General features: G+C 66.6%; 19 protein-coding genes. 11 read left to right on the top strand and 8 right to left on the bottom strand.

What is annotated here, in order from left to right; genetic code table 11:
• Nucleotides 1–67: 67 nt before the first annotated feature.
• Complete coding sequence (locus tag QW868_RS07680) at nt 68–961, top strand: dioxygenase (RefSeq protein WP_316230281.1); 894 nt, start codon at nt 68–70, stop codon at nt 959–961.
• Between the two features lie 59 nt (nt 962–1,020).
• Nucleotides 1,021–2,085: a phosphotransferase gene (locus QW868_RS07675; RefSeq protein ID WP_315812097.1), complete on the top strand. Its 1,065-nt coding sequence runs from the start codon at nt 1,021–1,023 to the stop codon at nt 2,083–2,085.
• A gap of 608 nt (nt 2,086–2,693) precedes the next feature.
• Here the strand turns inward: QW868_RS07675 and QW868_RS07670 are convergent.
• The 3 genes from QW868_RS07670 to QW868_RS07660 are packed head-to-tail and all read right to left on the bottom strand — an operon-like array spanning nt 2,694 to nt 5,889.
• Nucleotides 2,694–4,253 carry a DHA2 family efflux MFS transporter permease subunit gene (locus tag QW868_RS07670; RefSeq protein WP_316230280.1) on the bottom strand — a complete coding sequence of 520 codons (1,560 nt, stop codon included), beginning with the start codon at nt 4,251–4,253 and terminating at the stop codon, nt 2,694–2,696.
• Nucleotides 4,254–4,259: 6 nt separating this feature from the next.
• A complete protein-coding gene (locus tag QW868_RS07665) occupies nt 4,260–5,417 on the bottom strand; it encodes an HlyD family secretion protein (protein WP_316230279.1) in 1,158 nt (385 codons plus the stop codon).
• Nucleotides 5,410–5,889, bottom strand: a complete 480-nt coding sequence (locus tag QW868_RS07660; protein ID WP_316230278.1) for a MarR family transcriptional regulator — start codon at nt 5,887–5,889, stop codon at nt 5,410–5,412. Before QW868_RS07660 ends, QW868_RS07665 begins: the two co-directional genes overlap by 8 nt.
• Before the next feature lie 173 nt (nt 5,890–6,062).
• Here QW868_RS07660 and QW868_RS07655 point away from each other — a divergent pair, with 173 nt between their 5' ends.
• The 4 genes from QW868_RS07655 to QW868_RS07640 all read left to right on the top strand — a co-directional run bounded on the left by QW868_RS07655 (nt 6,063) and on the right by QW868_RS07640 (nt 9,947).
• Complete coding sequence (locus tag QW868_RS07655) at nt 6,063–6,554, top strand: Fur family transcriptional regulator (RefSeq protein WP_316230277.1); 492 nt, start codon at nt 6,063–6,065, stop codon at nt 6,552–6,554.
• A gap of 199 nt (nt 6,555–6,753) precedes the next feature.
• A complete protein-coding gene (locus tag QW868_RS07650; RefSeq protein WP_316230276.1) occupies nt 6,754–7,707 on the top strand; it encodes a DMT family transporter in 954 nt (317 codons plus the stop codon).
• Between the two features lie 13 nt (nt 7,708–7,720).
• On the top strand, nt 7,721–9,034 hold the full coding sequence (ispG, locus tag QW868_RS07645; protein WP_316230275.1) for a flavodoxin-dependent (E)-4-hydroxy-3-methylbut-2-enyl-diphosphate synthase: 1,314 nt from the start codon (nt 7,721–7,723) through the stop codon (nt 9,032–9,034).
• 400 nt (nt 9,035–9,434) lie between these two features.
• A complete protein-coding gene (locus QW868_RS07640) occupies nt 9,435–9,947 on the top strand; it encodes a GNAT family protein (protein ID WP_316230274.1) in 513 nt (170 codons plus the stop codon).
• A gap of 184 nt (nt 9,948–10,131) precedes the next feature.
• On the opposite strand, the gene QW868_RS07635 is transcribed toward QW868_RS07640, so the two are convergent.
• Together QW868_RS07635 and QW868_RS07630 are read right to left on the bottom strand one after the other, a co-directional pair.
• Nucleotides 10,132–11,739, bottom strand: coding sequence for a Na+/H+ antiporter (locus QW868_RS07635; protein ID WP_316230273.1), 1,608 nt, complete (start codon nt 11,737–11,739; stop codon nt 10,132–10,134).
• Nucleotides 11,740–11,769: 30 nt separating this feature from the next.
• Entirely contained in the window at nt 11,770–12,144 is a 375-nt protein-coding gene (locus tag QW868_RS07630; RefSeq protein WP_315775717.1) for a nuclear transport factor 2 family protein, read from the bottom strand.
• A 219-nt stretch (nt 12,145–12,363) separates the two neighbouring features.
• Between QW868_RS07630 and QW868_RS07625 the strand changes: the two genes are divergently transcribed.
• On the top strand, nt 12,364–14,229 hold the full coding sequence (locus QW868_RS07625; RefSeq protein ID WP_316230272.1) for a caspase domain-containing protein: 1,866 nt from the start codon (nt 12,364–12,366) through the stop codon (nt 14,227–14,229).
• Here QW868_RS07625 and QW868_RS07620 read toward each other — a convergent pair whose 3' ends face one another.
• Together QW868_RS07620 and QW868_RS07615 are read right to left on the bottom strand one after the other, a co-directional pair.
• Nucleotides 14,230–14,922, bottom strand: a complete 693-nt coding sequence (locus QW868_RS07620) for a DUF1345 domain-containing protein (RefSeq protein WP_316230271.1) — start codon at nt 14,920–14,922, stop codon at nt 14,230–14,232.
• Nucleotides 14,923–14,931: 9 nt separating this feature from the next.
• Complete coding sequence (locus QW868_RS07615; RefSeq protein ID WP_315756873.1) at nt 14,932–15,855, bottom strand: farnesyl diphosphate synthase; 924 nt, start codon at nt 15,853–15,855, stop codon at nt 14,932–14,934.
• Between the two features lie 185 nt (nt 15,856–16,040).
• Between QW868_RS07615 and QW868_RS07610 the strand changes: the two genes are divergently transcribed.
• From QW868_RS07610 to QW868_RS07600, 3 genes are all read left to right on the top strand, one after another.
• Nucleotides 16,041–16,712: a biosynthetic peptidoglycan transglycosylase gene (locus QW868_RS07610; protein WP_315735744.1), complete on the top strand. Its 672-nt coding sequence runs from the start codon at nt 16,041–16,043 to the stop codon at nt 16,710–16,712.
• Between the two features lie 168 nt (nt 16,713–16,880).
• The gene (gene rpmF / locus QW868_RS07605) at nt 16,881–17,063 is read left to right on the top strand and encodes a 50S ribosomal protein L32 (protein WP_006610266.1); all 183 of its coding nucleotides are present in this window, start codon (nt 16,881–16,883) and stop codon (nt 17,061–17,063) included.
• 188 nt (nt 17,064–17,251) lie between these two features.
• A complete protein-coding gene (locus tag QW868_RS07600) occupies nt 17,252–17,953 on the top strand; it encodes a hypothetical protein (protein ID WP_316230270.1) in 702 nt (233 codons plus the stop codon).
• Between the two features lie 18 nt (nt 17,954–17,971).
• Here QW868_RS07600 and QW868_RS07595 read toward each other — a convergent pair whose 3' ends face one another.
• Nucleotides 17,972–18,253 (bottom strand): hypothetical protein, encoded by a 282-nt coding sequence (locus tag QW868_RS07595; RefSeq protein ID WP_315783359.1) that lies wholly within the window; start codon nt 18,251–18,253, stop codon nt 17,972–17,974.
• 306 nt (nt 18,254–18,559) lie between these two features.
• Here QW868_RS07595 and QW868_RS07590 point away from each other — a divergent pair, with 306 nt between their 5' ends.
• Nucleotides 18,560–20,227, top strand: coding sequence for a bifunctional diguanylate cyclase/phosphodiesterase (locus QW868_RS07590; protein ID WP_315735742.1), 1,668 nt, complete (start codon nt 18,560–18,562; stop codon nt 20,225–20,227).
• The last annotated feature ends 20 nt before the right edge of the window (nt 20,228–20,247 follow it).

Below are 20,247 nucleotides of genomic sequence, written 5' to 3'. Positions count from 1 at the left end.
GTCCCAACAATTTCGAGATTCCGGGTTCGATGCTTTCGCATCGCCCCGGAATGACGGAGAATTGACCATGATCATCTCCCGCGAACAGGACGTCACGCCGGCGGTGCTGGCGGTGATGGAGCAGACCACCAATCCGCGGCTGCGCGAGATCATGGTCTCGCTCGTCAAGCACCTGCACGGCTTCGTCCGCGATGTCCGTCTCACCGAAGCCGAATTCCGCGAGGCCGCGGCGATCATCGCCGAGCTGGGCCAGCGCACCAACGACACCCATAATGAAGTGGTGCTCATGGCCGGCTCGCTCGGCGTCTCGCCGCTGGTCTGCCTGCTCAACAATGGCGATGGCGGCAACACCGAAACCGCGCAGTCGCTGCTCGGTCCGTTCTGGCGGCTGAACTCGCCTGTTACCGCGAACGGCGGCTCGATCGTGCGCTCGGCGACACCAGGGCCGGCGTTGTTCGTGCAGGGGCGGGTGGTCGATCCGAAAGGTGCGCCGGTCGCCGGCGCCGAGGTCGACGTCTGGCACGCCTCCCCGGTCGGCACCTACGAGAACCAGGACCCGGAGCAGGCCGACATGAACCTGCGCGGCAAGCTCACGACCGATGCCGATGGCCGCTTCTGGTTTCGCTCGGTGATGATGGTCGGCTATCCCATCCCGACCGACGGGGTCGTCGGCCGGCTTCTGAAGGCGCAGGGCCGCCATCCCTATCGGCCGGCGCATCTGCATGCGCTGATCGTCAAGCCGGGATTCAAGGTCCTGATCTCGCAGGTCTACGACCCCAACGACCCGCACATCGACAGCGACGTCCAGTTCGGCGTCACCAAGGCGCTGCTCGGCAACTTCATTCGCCACGACACGCCGCACCCGACCGAGCCCGACGTCACCGCGCCCTGGTATTCGCTCGATCACGTCTACCGGATGGAGATCGGCGACACCGTGCTGCCGCGCGCGCCGATCAAGTAGCGCTTCGGAATATCCATGCTAGTGTGGGCAAGCTGCAACCCTGAAGGGACGGCGCCTATATGTCCTCCACCGACTTGCCGTCCGTTGCCAAGCCAGCCGCGTTGACGGCGACGATGCGTGAGGCGGGTGTGCTCGAGTCCGGCGCGGTCTCGGACGTCGCCGTGATCAGCGACCGGCCGATGCTGTTGTCGCGCATCATCCGCCTTGGTTTGTCTTATAGCGGCGCGGCTCCGGACGCGCCGAAGGCGCTGATCCTGAAAATCCCGATGCCGGCCTTCGCCAAGACGCTGTGGCGGGGCGGGCGCCACGAGGTCAACTTTTATCGCGGACTGGCGCGGCTCATGCCGACGGGCCTGGTGCCCGGCTCTTACGGCGGCGCGTGGGACGAAGCCGCGCTCACCTGGCACTTGTTGCTCGAGGATCTCACCGACACGCACCAGACGGCGACGCCATGGCCGCTGCCGCCCGCGCTGCCCCAGGCCGAGGGGATCGTGCGGGCGCTGGCGCGGCTGCATGCGGCGTGGTGGGACGATCCGCGGCTTGGCGTGTCCATCGGCAGCTTCGCGACCGCGGACGAGCGCGCCGAGCGCGGCAGGACCTTTGCCGGCCACTATCAGCGCTTCGCCGATCAGTTGGGAGACCGCCTGAGCGCGGACCGGCGCGCGGTCTACGAACGCCTGATGGCGGCGACGCCGCGGCTCTCGGAACGCTATCTGTCGCGGCGAAACCTCAGCATTGCGCATGGCGACGCGCATGTCTGGAATTTTCTGGTGCCGAAGGCCGCCGACAGCGACGACGTGCGCGCGTTTGATTTCGACCAGTGGCGGATCGGCGTGCCCGCGAACGATCTCGCCTACATGATCGCGCTGCAGATCTATCCCGACCGTCGGGCGCGGATCGAGCGGCCGTTGCTCGACAGCTATCATCAGACATTGGTCGCAGGTGGTGTGACCGGCTACGACAGGGCGTCGCTGGATCAGGACTATCGTCTCGCCGTGCTCTGGCACATCGCCCAGCCGGTCTGGCAATGGGCGATCCAGCTCCCGCCGGTGATCTGGTGGAATAATCTCGAGCGCATCTTCCTTGCGTTCGACGATCTCGGCTGCCGCGAATTGCTGGACTGACGGCGCCTCCCTCGAGACAGGGCCGCCCGCACGCACGCGCGCGGCGAGGTCTTTGTCGCTACACGTCACTGCGGTGCATTTACCGGCGTCGCTACCAGCCCCCTTGAGTAAGCAATCACGATGCTGCCCGTGGCGCCGCGTCAAACTCCGCTGTCATTCCCGCGAACGCGGGGATCCATAGCCACCGGCCGATGTGTGTTGCGCGACAGGCTCAACATGGAGCCTGCCCCAAGCGAGACCACGCGGTATGGGTCCCGGGTCGGCGCCCGCTGACGCTTTGCGTCATCGGGCTTGCCCGGGACGACAGCGGAGGTTCTCGGTTTGGGATTCTTGATACCGTCAGCCCGCGACGCGAGCGACCAATTCCCCCGGGGCTGGGGGCGGCGCTGGAGGAGCCACCGCCCCCGCCCGGCACATCACGAGTGGGGCGCTCATGAAGTGCAGTCCCTGCGCGCAACTCATACGCAGAGAACCGAGTGGGGTGAGCAGAAGATAGCCGGAAACGCGCCGGATTGAAGTTACAAATCCATCACGTCGTGGTCACCTTTTTGCTATCCCGGTCCCGCTGCGTCTCAACAGCGCACGCTTTTTTCCGTCGCGGGGAACGGTCATTCCATCACCGCGTGATCGGCCGGTGCCGCCTGCGCGCGCAGTGCCGTCCGGGTCGAGCCGATCATGAACGCGAGAGGGATCGAGACCAGGATGAACGTCATGACCAACTGGTAGTCGTGCGAGAACGCCAGGATCTGCGCCTGTACGGTCACCAACGCATCGGCCATCGCGCGCCCGGCATCCGTGGACAGGTTCAGGAGGCGGGCAACATTAGGCATCTGCAGCGCGTGATTGAACGGGTTGATGTGCTCGACCAGGATGGCGTGGTTCCGGCGCACTCCCTCGGTGAGCTGCGCGATCGCGATGGAGATGCCGATCGAGCTTGCGACATTGCGCACCAGGGTCAGCATCGAGGTTCCATCAGTCCGCAACTCACCCGGCAAGGTCAGGAATGCCACGGTCGACAGCGGCACGAAGACGAGGCCGAAGCCGAACCCCTGCATGATGCTGATGGTGATGATCTCCGGCACGCCGGTCTGGTCGGTCCAGGCGGTCATCTGGAACAGCGACAGCGCCGTCAGCGCCAGCCCGACGACGATCAGGGTCCGCGCCTCGATGGTGCGGAGCAGGCGCCCGACCAACATCATCGCGACGAAGGTGCCGCAGCCGCGCGTCGCCAGCAGCACGCCGGCGGTGATGATGGGATAGCCGATGACGTTCTGCAGGTAGGGCGAGGACAGCGCCATGGTCGAGAACAGCACCAGGCCCATCACCGTCATGAACACGCAGCCGCCGACGAAGTTGCGGTCCTTGAACAGCGCGAACTGGATGAACGGGCGCTCCGTCGTCAGCGAATGCGCCAGGAAATAATAGAAGCCGACGGCGGCGACGATGAACTCGATGATGATCTCGTTGCTCTCCAGCCAGCCCTGATCCTCGCCGCGGTCGAGCGCGATCTGCAGCGAACCGATGCCGACGGCGAGCGCAGCGAAGCCGAACCAGTCGAAGGTCAGTTCCGCGTTCGGCTTGGTCTCCTCCATGAACGCCATCAGTCCGAGCACGGTCACGGCGCCGAACGGCAGGTTGACGAAGAACACCCAGTGCCAGGAATAGGTCTCGGTTAGCCAGGCGCCCAGCGACGGCCCCATGATCGGACCGAGCATCACGCCCATGCCCCAGATCGCCATCGCCTTGGCGCGCTCATGCAGCGCGTAGGAGTCGAGCATGACGGCCTGCGACAGCGGCACCAGCGAGGCGCCGAACACGCCCTGCAGCAGGCGGAACAGCACCATCTGGGCGATGTCCTGGGCGAGCCCGCACATGACGGAAGCGATGGTGAAGCCGGCCGAGCAGACGATGAAGGTGCGCTTGCGGCCGAAGCGGTTGGCGATCCATCCCACCGGCGCGGTCATGATCGCGGCGGCGACGATGTAGGACGTCAGCACCCAGTTGATCTGGTCCTGCGAGGCCGACAGCGTGCCCTGCATGTAGGGCAGCGCGACGTTGGCGATGGTGGTGTCGAGTGCCTGCATGATCGTCGCCGTCATGGCGCATATCGTCACCATGTTGCGGCGGAAGCCCGGAACCGCCGATGATGAGGCCGCGGGCGCAGTCATGGCGCGCTACTCCTCCTTGTCCGCAGCATGCGCCGCGCCGAACAGCCCGGCCAGCGTGCGCTCATGTCCGGTGTCGATCGATACGTTGACGCTCATGCCGGCCGTCAGCCTGGCGACGAACTTGTCGGTCTTGTCGAAATAGATCCGCACAGGCACGCGCTGCACGACCTTGACGAAGTTTCCGGTCGCGTTCTGCGGCGGCAGGATCGCGAACTGCGCGCCGGTGCCCGGCGACAGCGAGCCGACCGTGCCCTTGAAGCGGTGGTTCGGGAAGGCGTCGACGTCGAGTTCGACCGGCTGGCCGACCGCGACATAGGTGAAGTCGCTCTCCTTCGGATTGGCGTCGACCCAGGGATTGCTGACGTCGATCACCGAGAACACCGGCGTGCCCGCGGTGACGAAGCGACCGAGCTGGATCTGGTCGACCTGCGTGGCGATGCCGGGCATCGGCGCGCGCAAGGTGGTGTGGTCGAGATCGCGCTGGGCGTCTTCGAGCTTGGCTCTGGCCTGGACGTAGGGCGGGAACTGCTCCAGCGGCAGGTCGGGATTGCCGAGCAGCTGCGTCTTCGCGTTCGAGAGCTGCTGCTTGATGTACTGCGCCTGCGCGCTCGCCGTCACCAGCGCATTGGCGGCGTTGTCGAGGTCGAGCTGCGAGCCGAAATTGTTCTTGGCGAGCGTCTGCTTGCGCTCGACGTCCTTCTGCTTCAGCTCGATGCCCTGCTGGGCCAGGTCGAGCATCTGGCTGTAGATCTTGATGTTGGCGGTGAGGTTGTCGTAGGTGGTCCGCGCCTGCTCCAGCGCCGCCTTGGTCTGGTCGACCGCGAGGCGGTAGGGCACGGGATCGATCTCGAACAGCTCGTCGCCCTTCTGCACCTGCTGGCCTTCCTTGACGACGACCTTGACGATCTTGCCGGAGATGTCGGGGGTGATGAGCACCTTCTGGGCGCCGACATAGGCGTCGTCGGTCGTCACGTAGCGGCCGCCATTGAGATACAGCACGAGGCCGCCGATGGCGGCCACGAGCGGCAGCACGACCAGCAGCAGCGTGCGACGGTAGCGGCGCAGCAATCCGGGGCGCGCCGGCTTTTCAGCGGCGGCCGCCGGGGGCGCCGCATCCGGGCTGGCTTTCTGTTCGGGAGCGATTTTCAGGGCGGGCTCAGCCATAGCGCTGCTCCTTTCGCTGCTCGTCACAGAACGACTGCAGCGCGTTTCTTACGTTTTCTTTGATAGCCTCGAGATGGGTCATCAGCCGCTCGGCGTCACCGGCGCTGATGCCCCGAAGGGCGGTGTCGGTCAGATCGCCGCGGAGCACCGCGAGCTTCGCGAGCAGCGGGCGCGCGGCCTTCTTCAGATAGAGCCGGTTGACGCGGCGGTCGGTGTCGTCGCCGCGCCGCTCGATCAGCCCGGCCTCGGCGAGCTTGTCGATCAGCCGAGTCAGCGTGATCGGCTGCATCTCCATCTGCTCGGCGAGCTCGGACTGTTTCATCCCCTCGTAGCGCTCGACCTTGGCCAGCACGGCCCATTGCGCGCGGGTCATGCCGAAGCGCGCGGCCTCCTTGTCGGCATAGGCGCGCACCAGGCGCTGCAACTCGCCGAGCGTAAACAGGAAGTTCACGTCCACCGACGTGCGGGTCATGGCTGATCTCGATTCCAAGAGGGAGAACTAAGCTTTGGCTGTAATGAGCCTCGGATATGATAAGCAAGCTCATGAATATTTGATGGCCCTGCCGAGCGCACCCGCCCCGCCGAAGATGCATGGCTCGGCCGCGGCCTTTGGCGAGACCGGCCCGAGATGCTAGATTGTCGGCAATGACCCTCGCAAAGCCCACCTTCCCGGCGCCGGACCACGACCATGGCCGCTGCGCGGCCGATGCCCTGGACCATGCCGAGCGCATCTGCGCCCAGCGCGGCCAGAAGTTCACGCCGCAGCGCCGCCAGGTGTTGGAGGCGCTGCTGTCGAGCCACCGGCCGCTCGGGGCCTACGAGATCATCGAGGAACTTGCCAAGGTCGCCGCGCGGCCGGCGCCGATCACAGTCTATCGCGCGCTCGAGTTCCTCATGGCGAACGGCCTGGTGCACCGCATCGAGAGCCGCAATGCCTTCCTCGCCTGCGCCCATGACCACGAACAGACCGCGCTGGTGGCGTTCCTGATCTGCGAGAGCTGCGGCGCCGTCGGCGAGGTTCCGGCCGCGCCGATCGCGGAAAGCCTGAAGCTGGCTGCCGCGGCAACGGGCTTCACGCCGAAGCTTTCAGTCGTCGAGATCACCGGGTTGTGCGCACATTGCCAGAGGGCGGCGTGAGGTCCGTCACTGCGGCGGAAGCTGTACACGTGTGACTGATCATCGTATTCGAGCTTTCGCCACCGTGACGGTGCGCTCCCTCGCCCGGCTTGCGGGGAGAGGTGCCTATCGCCGCGGCTGATCTTCGGCGGAAAGACACCGAGCCGGTCGCACGCCCGTGCGATCCGACAAAAAAGCAGTTTCGGGAGCCAACGTCCTCGTGTCCACCAGCCCCGCTCCATCCGCCGCGACCCGGCCGCTCGGCCTGGGTGCGATCGCCGTCATCCTCGTGCTGTGCCTGTCCTGGGCGTTCAATCAGATCGCGGTGAAGCTCGCGCTGCCGGACATTCCGCCGCTGCTGCAGGCCACCTTCCGTTCGCTCGGTGCGCTGCCGGTGCTGCTGGTGTTCGCGCAGGTGCGCGGCGTGAAGATGTTCGAGCGCGACGGCACGCTGGGGCTCGGCCTGGTGGCGGGCCTGCTGTTCGGCTTCGAATTCGTGCTGATCTATCAGGGCCTGCTGCTGACCTCGGCGTCGCGTGCCATCGTGTTCCTGTATACCGCGCCGTTCTTCGTCGCACTCGGCTCGTTCCGCTTCCTCGGCGAGCGGATGGGGCCGGCGCAATGGGGCGGGCTGGCGCTCAGCTTCACCGGTGTGGCGCTGGCGATCGGCATTCCCCAGGCCAATGTCGACAGCAAGGTTCTGCTCGGCGATCTCCTGGTGGTCGGCGGCGGCCTGCTCTGGGGTGTGACCACGGTGTTCGTCAAAGGCACCCGGCTGCGCTTCATCGCGCCCGAGCGGGCATTGGGGTATCAGGTGGCGGTCTCCGTCCCGATCATGGCCGCGGCGGCGCTGATTGCCGGCGAACGGCTGACCCAGCTTCCAAGCCCGTTCGTGATCGGCCTGATGGCCTACCAGTCGATCTGGGTGGTCGGCACCACGTTCACGATCTGGTTTGCGCTGATCAAGGCCTACTCGGCCAGCAAATTGTCGGCATTTACCTTCATCACCCCCTTATTCGGGGTGGTGGCCAGCTATTTCATCCTGCATGACGCCCTGACGCTGGCCTTTGGCCTGGCTGCCGTGCTTGTGATCGTTGGGCTTTTTCTCGTAAACCGCCCGAACCGCGTGGTCCTGGCCGCGACTGATCCATTGCTGAATGTCACCAAAACCTGATATCCGAGCGCCCATGAACAAGCCCGAGATCCTGACCGAGAACACCTCAGCGTCCGATGTCGCCGGACCCGCTCCCCGGCATCAGACCACCCGCGTCATGGTCGGCAACGTCGCCGTCGGCGGCGGCGCCCCGATCGTGGTGCAGTCGATGACCAACACCGACACCGCCGACGTCGACCAGACGGTGGCCCAGGTTGCAGCGCTGGCGCGCGCCGGGTCCGAGATGGTCCGCATCACGGTCGACCGCGAGGAGGCCGCCGCGGCCGTCCCGCAGATCCGCGAGCAGCTCGACAAGCGCGGCATCACCACGCCCCTGATCGGCGACTTCCACTATATCGGCCACAAGCTGCTGACCGACTATCCGGCCTGCGCCGAGGCGCTGGCGAAATACCGCATCAATCCCGGCAATGTCGGCTTCAAGGACAAGCGGGACACGCAGTTCTCGACCATCATCGAGCTCGCCAACAAATACGGCAAGCCGGTGCGCATCGGCGCCAATTGGGGCTCGCTCGATCAGGAGCTGCTCAGCAAGCTGATGGACGAGAACGCCGCCTCCGCGAACCCGCGCGATGCGCGCGCGGTGATGCGCGAAGCCATGGTGCAGTCGGCATTGCTGTCGGCCGCCCGGGCCCAGGAGCTCGGCATGCCGAAGGACCGCGTCATCCTGTCGGCCAAGGTCTCGGCCGTGCAGGACCTGATCGCGGTCTATCAGGACCTCGCCGCACGCTCCGACTACGCCATCCATCTCGGCCTCACCGAGGCCGGCATGGGCTCGAAGGGCATCGTCGCCTCCTCGGCGGCGCTCGGCATCCTGCTGCAGCAGGGCATCGGCGACACCATCCGCATCTCGCTGACCCCGGAGCCCGGCGGCGACCGCACCCTCGAAGTGCAGGTCGCGCAGGAGCTGCTGCAGACCATGGGCTTCCGCACCTTCGTGCCGCTGGTTGCGGCGTGCCCGGGCTGCGGCCGCACCACCTCGACCACGTTCCAGGAGCTGGCGCGCTCGATCCAGGATTTCATCCGCGAGGAGATGCCGTCCTGGAAGACGCAATATCCCGGCGTGGAAGCGCTCAACGTCGCCGTCATGGGCTGCATCGTCAACGGCCCCGGCGAATCCAAGCACGCCAATATCGGCATCTCGCTGCCTGGCACCGGCGAGGCCCCGGCCGCGCCCGTCTTCGTCGACGGCAAGAAGTTCCGCACCCTGCGCGGGCCCACCATCGCGGCCGACTTCAAGGCGCTCGTCATCGACTACATCGACCAGCGCTACGGCCAGGGTGCCAAGGCGCTTGAAAAGGCGCCGGAGAGCGTGACCGCGGCGGAGTAATAGGCTCCGCTCCGGCCATCCCGCGTAGGCTCGGAGGGCCCGTTAGGCAGAACCCTCTTGGCCGTTCCTTCGAGACGACCGCCTGCAGCGGTCTCCCCAGGACGAGGACCGACGTCTCGGCGAACGAACTATCGGACCCTCATGGTGAGGAGCGCCGCTTGCGGCGCGTTCAGGCGATGCTCTCGCACCGCTTTGAGAACCATGAGGCCAGACTTCGCCGCGCCGACCGTGCTGCAATTGCAACCGGCGGCTGCTGGTCTCCAGCTACTCATTCTGAAATTTTCCGCAGCGCCCGGCTGCTGCGACACGCGCCGTTGCCGTGACGACACGATCCGCCTCGCGCCGCCCCACTGCCGCCCGCATGATCAGCACCTTGAGGCCTGCTCAAGAGGACGCCTCGATGAATCTCGACATCCGCGAAATGGAACTCGCCGAGACCTCGATGGTCATCGACTACTTCTATTCGTCGAGCATCGAGCAGCTCGACGTGATGGGAATCGATCCGACGCGGATGCCGACCAGGCAGGTGTGGACCGGACTGTTCCAGACGCTCTACGACACGCCCTTGGCCGAGCGCGCGGCGCTGCTGGTGATCTGGCGGCTCGACGGCCGCCCGATCGGCTTCTCCAGTTGCGACCGCATCGTGTTCGGCAACCGCGCCCACATGCATCTGCACGTCACCGAGCCGGAGCTGCGCGGCCGCGGCCTCGGCACCGCATGCGTCCGCCGCAGTATCGATTTCTATTTTGAGCGGCTGCAGCTCAAGCAGTTGTTCTGCGAGCCGCACGCCTACAACACCGCCCCCAACCGCGCCCTGCAGAAGGTCGGATTCCGCTACTTGAAGACCTACAAGACCGTGCCCGGCCCGATGAACTACCACCAGGCGGTGACGCGCTGGATGATCGAGCGGTGAGGGTGAGGCTCCCCTCGATAGCGGGGAGAGATGTGCGCGGCTCTATCCACGTCATTGCGAGTGTAAGCGAAGCAATCCAGGGCCGCGCAGGGATTTCTGGATTGCTTCGCTGCGCCGCTGCGCTCGCAATGACGGCGTTTGCCGCAACATCGCGTCCTGCAACCCCGCCACCAGCCCTCAGCTCCTACAGCGGCACGTGCCCATATTCGCGATTGGCGAGGCTCGCCTCTTCCAGATCGAGATCGCGCTCGATGCGGCGGCGGGTTTCGTCGGTGATCTTGCCGTCGCGCAGCATGACGTGGATGAATTTGCGTTCTGCCGTGATCAGCTCGCGGGTCAGCTCGATGCCGAGCGCGGAGGCGTCGTTGTCCTCGGGCTTCAGACCTTCCGGGAGCTGGTTGGTCCGTACCTCGTGGCGCGCTCGCAGCAGCCGCACCACCTCGTCCGACAGCTCGCGATCGCTGGTCATCGTCTCCAGCGACCGCAGGGCGCTGTCGAGCGCCTCGCGCCGGGCCGCGATCTCCTGCTCATGCTCGCGCTGATGCTCGGCGCGACCCTGGTTGCCGACCCCGAGCCAGCGCACGACGGCCGGCAGGGTCAGGCCGAGACCGATCAGGGTGAAGAAGATCACGCCGAAGGCGATGAACAGGATCTGGTCGCGATAGGGAAACGCATCGCCGGTCGAGAGCGTCAGCGGCAGCGCAAGCGCGGTGGCGAGCGAGACCGTGCCGCGCACGCCGGTGAAGCCGATGATGAAGGTCTGCCGCCACGGCGGCAGCGGATCGCGGGCCCGGAGCGAAGAGCTCAGCAGGCGCGGCAGGATGGTCGCCGGGAAGGTCCAGGCGAAGCGTGCGATCACGACGATGGCGAGCACCAGCGCGGTCGCGATCATGATGTCGTCGAGCGGAAAGACCTTCGACTTCTCGTAGATCAGCCGCATCTGGAAGCCGGTCAGCAGGAATAGCATGCCCTCGATGAGGTAGATCATCAGGTCCCAGAAGAAGATGCCCTGCAGGCGGGTCGCCGAGGAGATCCACAGCGGTCCGTTCCAGCTCATGTAGAGGCCGCAGGCCACCGTCGCGATCACGCCGGAGCCGCCGACATGCTCGGGGATCCAGAACGCCAGATACGGCGTCAGCACCGACAACGTGATCTCGACCTGCGGGTCGCGCGCGTAGTGACGGGCGCGCAGCATCAGCCAGCCGACGCCGATGCCGAACGCGATCTCGCCGACCACGATCAGGCCGAACTCGCCGGCCGCGACCGGAAAGGAGAAGGCGCCGGTGGTGATGGCGGCGACCGCGAAGCGATAGAGGATCAGCGCTGTCGCGTCATTGGCGAGGCCCTCGCCTTCGAGGATCACCATGACCCGGCGCGGCAAATGCAGCCGGCGGGCGATGGCGAGCGGCGCCACGACGTCGGGCGGCGCGACGATGGCGCCGAGCAGGAAGCCGATGCTCCAGGGCAGGCCGAGAAGATAGTGGGTCGCCGTCGCCACAGCGGACGCCGTAAAGATCACGCAGCCGACCGCGAGCAGCACGATCGGCCGCAGATTGCGCTTGAACTCGCGCCAGCTCATCGCGACGCTCGACGAATAGATCAGCGGCGGCAGCACCACCAGCAGCACCAGCTCGGGCGGCAGCGCGAAGGCCGGCATGGTCGGCACGAATGCGAGCGCGATGCCGGCGAGCATCAAGAGGATCGCCGGCGCGAGATTGGCGCGTCGCGCGATCAGGGCGGTTCCCGCCAACACGGCCAGCAGGATCAGGAATATCTGAAAGTGAGCTTCCATGGCTGGGGGCTTGGCGTCGTTGCGCCGGCCTCAATCCCGGAGGTCGTAGCGGTAGGACTTCGACACGATCTGCCAGCCGTCCTTCAGTTTCATCGCCACGAGATAATCGGTGAAATAGCGCGGCGGCAGCTGGCAGCGCACCTTGATGAAGGCCGTCTTGTCGTCCGAACGATCGATGGTGACGATGAAGTCCTCGCGCGGCTTGCCCTCGCCCTTCGCCGACGGGCGCTTGCGCACCCAGGCCAGCCAATCCGGCACGGTCAGGATCTTGAGCTCGCCATTCTCGACCCAGCGCAGGTCAGCGGTGGGGTGGAACACGGCACCGAGCTTGTCGGCGTCGCCCTCGTAGAGCGCATCGAAATAGCCCTGAACGACGGCCTCGACGGTGGAACGGTCTGTGCTCACGGCCAACTCCCTGGGAACCTGGACAAACAAGGATCGCATTTTCGATGCAAAGCGGCGCTTGGCAAGGCATGAACTGGCGTCATTGCGCCAGCGACAGACTATAATGGCCGGGGCCAGGTCGATCGGGAATAAATCTGCGTGATCCCGGTCACAAGCCGAATGGGCTGCACTCTGATAGGCAGGTCCCAGCAGGTCTCCCAGCGGTATGGGGTGGGTACGATGTCTTGGTCACTTCGATTGGGCGGTTACATCCTGACGGCAGCGCTGCTGCTGATCGGCCACCCCGCGCTCGCCGAGAAGCGGGTGGCGCTCGTCATAGGCAACTCCGCCTATCAGAACGTGCCGCAGCTCACGAACCCCGCCAATGACGGCGCGGTGATGACCGCGACCTTCAAGAGCGCCGGCTTCGACGTCGTCGATTACAGGCGCGATCTCACCGCCCGTGAGACCCGGCGGGCGCTGCGCGATTTTGCCGACGCCGCGCGCGATGCCGACATCGCCGTGGTCTACTATGCGGGCCACGGCATGGAAGTCGAAGGGGCCAACTACCTGATCCCGATCGATGCCCGGCTCGAGCGTGATACCGACGTCTATGACGAGACGCTGTCGCTCGACCGCATCCTGGTTGCCGTCGAGCCGGCCAAGAAGCTGCGGCTGGTCATTCTCGATGCCTGCCGCGACAATCCGTTCACCCGCAACATGCAGCGGACGGTGGCGACCCGCAGCCTCGGCCGCGGCCTCGCCAAGGTCGAGCCGACCAGCCCCAACACGCTGATCGCCTACTCCGCCAAGGCCGGCTCCACGGCGCAGGACGGCGACGGCAAGAACAGCCCCTTTACACTGGCGCTGTCGCGGCACATCGCGACCCCCGGCCTCGACGTCCGCAAGGCGTTCGGCTTCGTGCGCGACGAGGTGCTGAAATCGACCGGCAACCGCCAGGAACCGTTCGTCTATGGCTCGCTGGGCGGTGAGGACGTGCCGCTGGTGCCTGGCGTGCCGCGCGTCGTCACGCAGATGCCGGTCGCGCCGCCCGCAAATCCGCAGGCCGACATCCGGCGCGACTACGAGCTCGCGATGCAGGTCGGCAACAAGGGCGCGCTGAGCGCATTCCTGGCGCAATATCCCGACGGCTTCTATGCCAGCCTTGCCAAGCTGCAGCTCGAAAAGCTCGCCGCCGAGGAGAATCGCGCCGCCGCTTCCGAGAAGGCCCGCGCCACCGAGGCCGAGCGCGCGCGACTCGTCGCGGAGGGCGCCCGCAAGGATACCCTCGCCAAGGCGGAGGCCGAGGCCAAGGCGGCCGAGCAGGCGCGCATTGCTGCCGAGAAGGCCAATCAGCTGGCACAGCAGCAGGCGGCCGACGCCGAGAAGAAGCGGCAGGAGCAGCAGCTCGCGGCGGCCGACAATCCGCGCGCGGCGACATCGCCGGGCGCGCCGGCGGCCGCAGCCCTGCAGCAGGGGCCGGAGGTCGCCTCGCTGACTCCCCCATCGCAGCCGGCTGATCTCGCCAAATCTGTTCAACTCGAGCTTCGCCGCGTCGGCTGCCTCAGCGAGGACGCCGATGGCGACTGGGGCTCGGCCTCGCGCCGCTCGCTGTCGCAGTTCAACCGCTATGCGGGCACCAAGCTCGACACCCAGGCGGCCTCGGCCGATGCGCTGCAGGTGATCAAGCTCAAGCAGGCCCGCGTCTGCCCGCTGGTCTGCCAGCATGGCACCAAGCCGGACGGCGACCGCTGCACCCGCATCGTTTGCGCCGAGGGTTCGTTCGTCAACGACGACAATGAATGTGAGAAGCGGCGCGAGAAGAAGCCGGTCGCCAAGCGCGGGCAGGACGACGAGGACATGCCGTCGCGCCGTCGCGCCCGTGCTGCTCCCGAGCCCGGCCTGCCGCTTCCCAATGCCGGCGTCGGCGTCGGGGCGGCCCCGGGCTACGCCAGGCCGCAGACCCAGGCCGCTCGGCCGGCCAAGTCGTCGGGCCAGATCTATTGTGATGCCTATCTCTGCCGCGCCGTCCGGCCCGGCTGCCGTCTCGAATACCGCGGCGGTGGCGGCCCGGCCAACAACGCCAGCGTGGAAGTGTGCAACTGATCAGGACGAGATCGCGCTGGCGGCGATGTTGACCATCAGGGCGACCAGCGCGGTGTTGTAGATGAACGAGATGATGCCGTGCACGGTCGCAGTGCGGCGGATGATCTTGTCGGTGATGCCGACGTCGGAGACCTGGGCGGTCATGCCGATGACGAAGGAGAAGTAGACGAAGTCCCAGTAGTCGGCGTGCTCGTCCGTGTCGCCGCTGGGGAATTGCAGGCCGCCGGGCTTGGCGCCGCGGTAGTAGTCATGAGCGTAGTGCAGGGCGAAGGTCGCATGCACCGCGGCCCAGGACAGCGAGACGGTGAGCAGCGCCAGCGTCAGCGCCGGGGCGTCGCGCTTGGAGGCACCGAGCTCGAGCACGATCGCCGCGATGCTGGCAAAGGCGCCGAGTGCCGTGACCAGCAGGATCACGAAACGGCCGTCGTCCTGCATGATCGCCTTGCGGCGGATGTGATGATGCTCGCTGCGAAGCATCATCGCCGCGACCAGCACGAGGTAGAGCGCGGTGAAGATGTCCCAGGCGAGCAGCAGCCGCGTGATCAGGCGGAGCGCCTGCGGCAGCAAGAAGAACGCGATGATCGCGATGCCCAGCGAAACGAAGGTGCGCGGCCGCGCATAGATGACGCGCAACGCAGCCGGCATGCTTGCGAAGCGAGCGAGGTCCGGATCGTCGGGATGGACTCCGGCCAACGCCTCGCCTCAGCTCTTGCGCTCGGCGACGAAGTGGGCGGCGGCGCGCAGCACGTCGCCCTTGGCGCCGAAGATCGACAGCGCGGCATCGCCGCGGGCGAGGAGGTCGCGGACGCGCTGCCTGGCGCCCTCGACGCCGAGCTGGGTGACGAAAGTGGTCTTGCCGAGCTCGGCGTCGGCGCCGGCCGGCTTGCCGAGCGTCGCGGCATCGCCCTCGACGTCGAGCAGGTCGTCGGCAATCTGGAAGGCTTCGCCGAGCGCGCGGCCGTAATCGTCGAGCGCCTGGTACTCAGCTGCCGACGCCTGGCCGAGCAGGGCGCCGGCGATGCAGCCGAAGCGGAGCAGGGCGCCGGTCTTCATCTGCTGCACGCGAGCGACGTCGACCGGGTCGCGGTCGCCGAACCGGCCTTCGCCGGCCAGATCGAGGATCTGGCCGCCGGCCATGCCGCCGACACCGGCGCAGCGGGCCAGCGCCCGGGTCAGCGCCAGCCGGACGCCGGCGTCGGCATGGATCTCGTCGCGGGTGATGATGTCGAAGGCGATGGTCAGCAGCGCGTCGCCGGCCAGGATCGCGGTGGCGTCGTCATAGGCCTTGTGCAGGGTCGGACGTCCCCGGCGCAGGTCGGAATTGTCCATCGCCGGCAGGTCGTCATGGATCAGGGAATAGCAGTGGATGCATTCGAGCGCCGCGCCCGCCATCAGCGCGCCGCGCCGGGGCACGCCGAACACGGCGGCGCTCTCGACCACCAGGAACGGGCGCAGCCGCTTGCCGCCGTTGAGGCTCGAATAGCGCATCGACTCGATCAGCCGCTTCGGCCTGATGATCTCGTCCGCCAGCGGCGCATCGCCGAGGAGCTCGCCGAGCAGGGCTTCGGTCTCTTCCGCGGTCTTGTCCAGGCGTTGGGTGAAGTCGGTGAGGGCCGTCGCAGTCATTTAACAAGAGCTCCAGGGGCAAAATTCGCCGGACAATCGTTGATGGCGGCGACTTCGTCAATTGCCGGAGCGGTGGCGGCTTTCGGCCGCAACGGCGGAAAAAAGCAGGAAACCACATCGAGATGTCGGATAATCCCGGCCAATTGTCCGCCGCCGCGGCGGTCCAACCCGAGCGACGCCTGCCCTTGCGTACCGTCAGAACCATCCTCCTGATCGTCGTGCTGGTGCTGCTCGTGCCCTACGCGCTGACGCCGTTCTATGCCGTGGGTCACCCCGTCTCGACCCTGATGCTGTGGCGGTCGGTGACGGGGCAGCCGGTAACGCGGCACTGGATCGACCTCTCGGCGATGTCGCCGTATTTGCCCCGCTCGGTGGTGGCCGCGGAGGATGCCAAATTCTGCGGCCATCACGGCATCGACTGGGGGGCGCTGCGGGAGGTCATGGACGACGCCGAGGACGGCGAGGTCAGCCGCGGCGGCTCGACCATCACCCAGCAGGTTGCCAAGAACCTGTTCCTCTGGCAGGGCCGCAGCTATGTCCGCAAGGCGCTGGAACTGCCGCTGGCGCTGTGGATCGACCTCGTGCTCAGCAAGCGGCGCATTCTCGAGATCTATCTCAACATCGCCGAGCTTGGCCCATCCGGCCAGTTCGGCGTCGAGGCGGGCGCAAATTACGCCTTCAACCGCTCCGCCGCGGGGCTCGGCCCGCGCGAGGCGGCCCTGATGGCCTCGATTCTGCCGAACCCCGTCCGGCGCAGTGCCCGGGCTCCAGGGCCGGGCGTGCGGCGGCTGTCGGCGACCTACATGGTGCGGGCCCAGGCCTCCAGCCTGCAGACCTGCTGGGGGGAGCGGCGTTGAGACCCGAGCGGGCGCAATTTTGGCCAAAAATGCCTCGGAGAGCCCTAGCCATGCCGCACCCCTTCCTCTATAAGCGCGGCCTTGATCGGCATCCGGGCTCGCCAGCTTCATGGCTGCAGCCTTCCTTTGCGGACGATGCCTTCCGAAATACCCCTAGAGGATACCGATATGGCCGTCCCCAGAAGAAAAACTTCGCCGTCGCGCCGCGGCATGCGCCGCTCGGCTGACGCCATCAAGAAGCCGACCTATGTCGAGGACAAGGATTCCGGCGAGCTGCGTCGTCCGCACCACCTGGACCTGAAGACCGGCATGTACAAGGGCCGCCAGGTTCTGAAGAAGAAAGACGCCTGATTGTCCGCGCGGGCCGCTTTCCAAGCTGCCCGAATTCGGCCATCGATGGGGTTGAAAGCGGTCCCGTGCGACGTGATTCGCCGGGACCGTTGCGTATCTGTGTCGCGTGATCCCGTCTCGCTGTCATCATCTTCGCACCGATTGATTTTGCGCCGGGCCGCCGCCCGCGCCATCCAAGGCTTCAACCGATGTCCATGGTCGGTTTCCCGCTGCTGCTGATCCCGCTGGCGATCTACAACATGATCGTCTTCCTGATGCCGGGGGTCGCCTTCAGCGAGACGCTGCTGCGCCTTCAGCTTCCGTCCGGCGAGGTCTGGACGATCTCGCTCGGCGACATGCTGCTGGCCCTGGGCGTGCTGCTGCTGCTGCTCGAAATCATCAAGGCGGCGAAGCCGAACGGGAAATATCTGACCGATCATCTGCTGTCGCTGCTGGTCTTCGGCGGCGCCGCGGCGGAATTCGTGATGTGGCAGAAGTTCGGGAATTCGACCTTTCTGCTGCTGACCCTGCTGGCGATGGTCGATTTCTTCGGCGGCATCTCGCTGCGCACCAAGCGCGCCGCCCGCGCCGTCGTAGCCGCGCCTGCTCCCGCGCCGGTTCCTGCCGACGTGTCCGTCTCTGATCCCGAGCCCGAGCTGATCGAAGAATCGGCCAAAGAACCGGCCAGGGCAGAGCTTCAGCCGGCGGATGCCGCTGTCCCTCCTGCACCCGACGAGGAGTCCACCGATGCCGTGCCGGCAGCGGCCTCGGTCGCCGAATCGGTGCTGCTCGATCGCTCGGTGCCGCGGCCGGCTGCTGCGGAGCCGAAAGGCGCTGCCCCGGAGTTGCAGGCCGAGGTGACCGGCCCGGGGGCCCAAGAGCCGCCAAAAACCGACACGCCAAAGGCCTGACGCGCAGGCGAGCCGCCCTCAGATCACTTGCCGGGTCCGGCCGACGGCCCGCGTCACCGGTTGAAGCCTCGCCGCATAGGCGTTGTGCACGTCTGCCGGCGCGGCACGCCTCAGCGTGCGGGTCTGTGGCAGGTGCTCGGCGGTCGCGATCAGATGGGTGACGAAGCTGGCGTCGGGGCGGGAGGCGCGGACCATGCCCGCGCGATGCTCGTCGCTGGTGCCGGCCGGCAGCAGCACGACCGAGCGCGACGTCTCCTCCGTTCGGTCCAGGCGGCCCTCGTCCTGATCAATCGTTAACATTGCCCAACCATTACCGGCGCGCGTGTCACGTTATGGGACGCCGGAGCCTTTCGCCATTCCAACTCGCAAAGCCAATGCCGTTCCAAGCGCGTCGGGCGCTGTACGTTCCAAAGATGGTTGACGCGTCTCGGACACGCGCCCGTCGCCTCGGCATGCTCTCCGTTAACCAGAGATGCGTAGTCTGATTCGCGAAGTCGGCCGCCGCCGCTCGCGCTGATACGCGTCGGCCGTTCCCAAATCAGCGCCGGTCTTGCCGGCCTGTGCCGAAACGAGGCGATCTTGACATCCGAATTGCCACAGACCGCGATGATCCTGGCGTCCCTGGGCCAAGCTGCCTTCGTCTGGGATCTGGCGAGCGACGTGATCGTCTGGAGCGATCACGTCGGGGCGGTGTTTGCCGACGTTCCGCTGCCGCAACTCTGCAACGGCGCCGAATTCAGCAAGCTCATCGAGCCGGACCGCAGCATCCGCTCCGAGATCATGCACCAGGCGGCGCCGCTGCATGGCGCCGCCGGCACGCCGTACCGGATCGAATATGGCGTGCGCACCCACGCGGGTGCGCCGCTGATCTGGGTCGAGGAGACCGGCTGCTGGTTCGCCGGCCCCGATGGGCGGCCATCGCGTGCCCAGGGCATCGTGCGGATCAACAACGAGCGCCACGCCCGCGAGGAGCAACTGCTCAAGCTGTCACGCCACGATCCGCTGACCGGCGAGCTGAACCGGACGCACCTGTTGGCGACGCTTGCCGAGGTGATCGAGGAGTCGCAGCGCTTCCGCTTCTCCTGCGCCTTCATGCTGGTCGGCATCGATCATCTCGCGCGCATCAACGACGCCTTCGGCTTCGACGTCGCCGACGGCGTCGTGCTGGAGATCGCCCAGCGCATCCGGGGCCGGCTCCGCGGCGGTGACACGCTCGGGCGGTTCTCGGGCAACAAGTTCGGGTTGATCCTGAAGAACTGTACGATGGACGACATGAACACCGCCGCCGAACGCTTCCTCGCGACGGTGCGCGACGAGGTGGTGCCGACCAAGTCTGGTCCGGTCGCCGTCACCGCGACGATCGGCGCAGTCAGCGTTCCCCGTCACGCCCGCTCGGTCGAGGAGGCGGTCAACCGCGCCCATGAGACGCTCGACGCCGCCAAGCGCCGCCGCATCGGATCGTTCTCGACCTGGCGGCCGAACGTGGAGCGCGACGCGCAGCGCAAGGTCAACATCCGCGTCACCGATGAGATCGTGACCGCGCTCAATGAGCGGCGCATCGTCACGGCGTTCGAGCCGGTGGTGAATGCCAACACGCTTGCGCCCGCCTTCTATGAATGCCTAGTGCGGATGCGCCAGGATGACGGTCGGGCCCTCCTGGCGCCGGACGTCGTGCCGGTCGCCGAACGTCTCGGCCTGATCCGCCTGGTCGATCACCGCATTCTGGAGCTGGTGGTGGCGGAGCTTGCGAGCACGCCCGACGTCACCCTGAGCCTCAACATCTCGCCTGAGACCACCATGGATCCGGACTGGTGGGCCTCGATCGAGTCCATGATGCGCGCCCATCCGGGGGTCGCCGAACGGCTGATCGTCGAGATCACCGAGACGGTCGAGATCCAGGACGTCGACGATCTCCGCGGCTTCGTGACGCGGCTGAAAGATCTCGGCAGCCGAATTGCCATCGATGATTTCGGCGCCGGACACACCTCGTTCCGCAATCTGCGCAAGCTCGGCGTCGACATCGTCAAGATCGACGGCGCCTTCGTGCAGAATCTCGTGCGCTCGGCTGACGACCGCGCCTTCGTGCAGACGCTGGTCGAGCTGGCGCGACGGCTGCAGATCAAGACGGTCGCGGAATGGGTGCAGGACGAGGCGTCGGTCGCGCTGCTGCGCGACTGGGGCTGCGATTATATCCAGGGCCGGGTGATTGGCCTCGCCTCGGTCGATCGGCCGTGGATCGGTAACGGCACGGTCGAGTTGCCGGCGGCGAGCTGATCGGCCGCCGGCCTTCGGCG

It is taken from the genome of Bradyrhizobium sp. SZCCHNR1051, assembly GCF_032489615.1.
Classification (GTDB): Bacteria; Pseudomonadota; Alphaproteobacteria; order Rhizobiales; family Xanthobacteraceae; genus Bradyrhizobium.
This window is presented reverse-complemented; position numbering and strand designations above follow the sequence as displayed.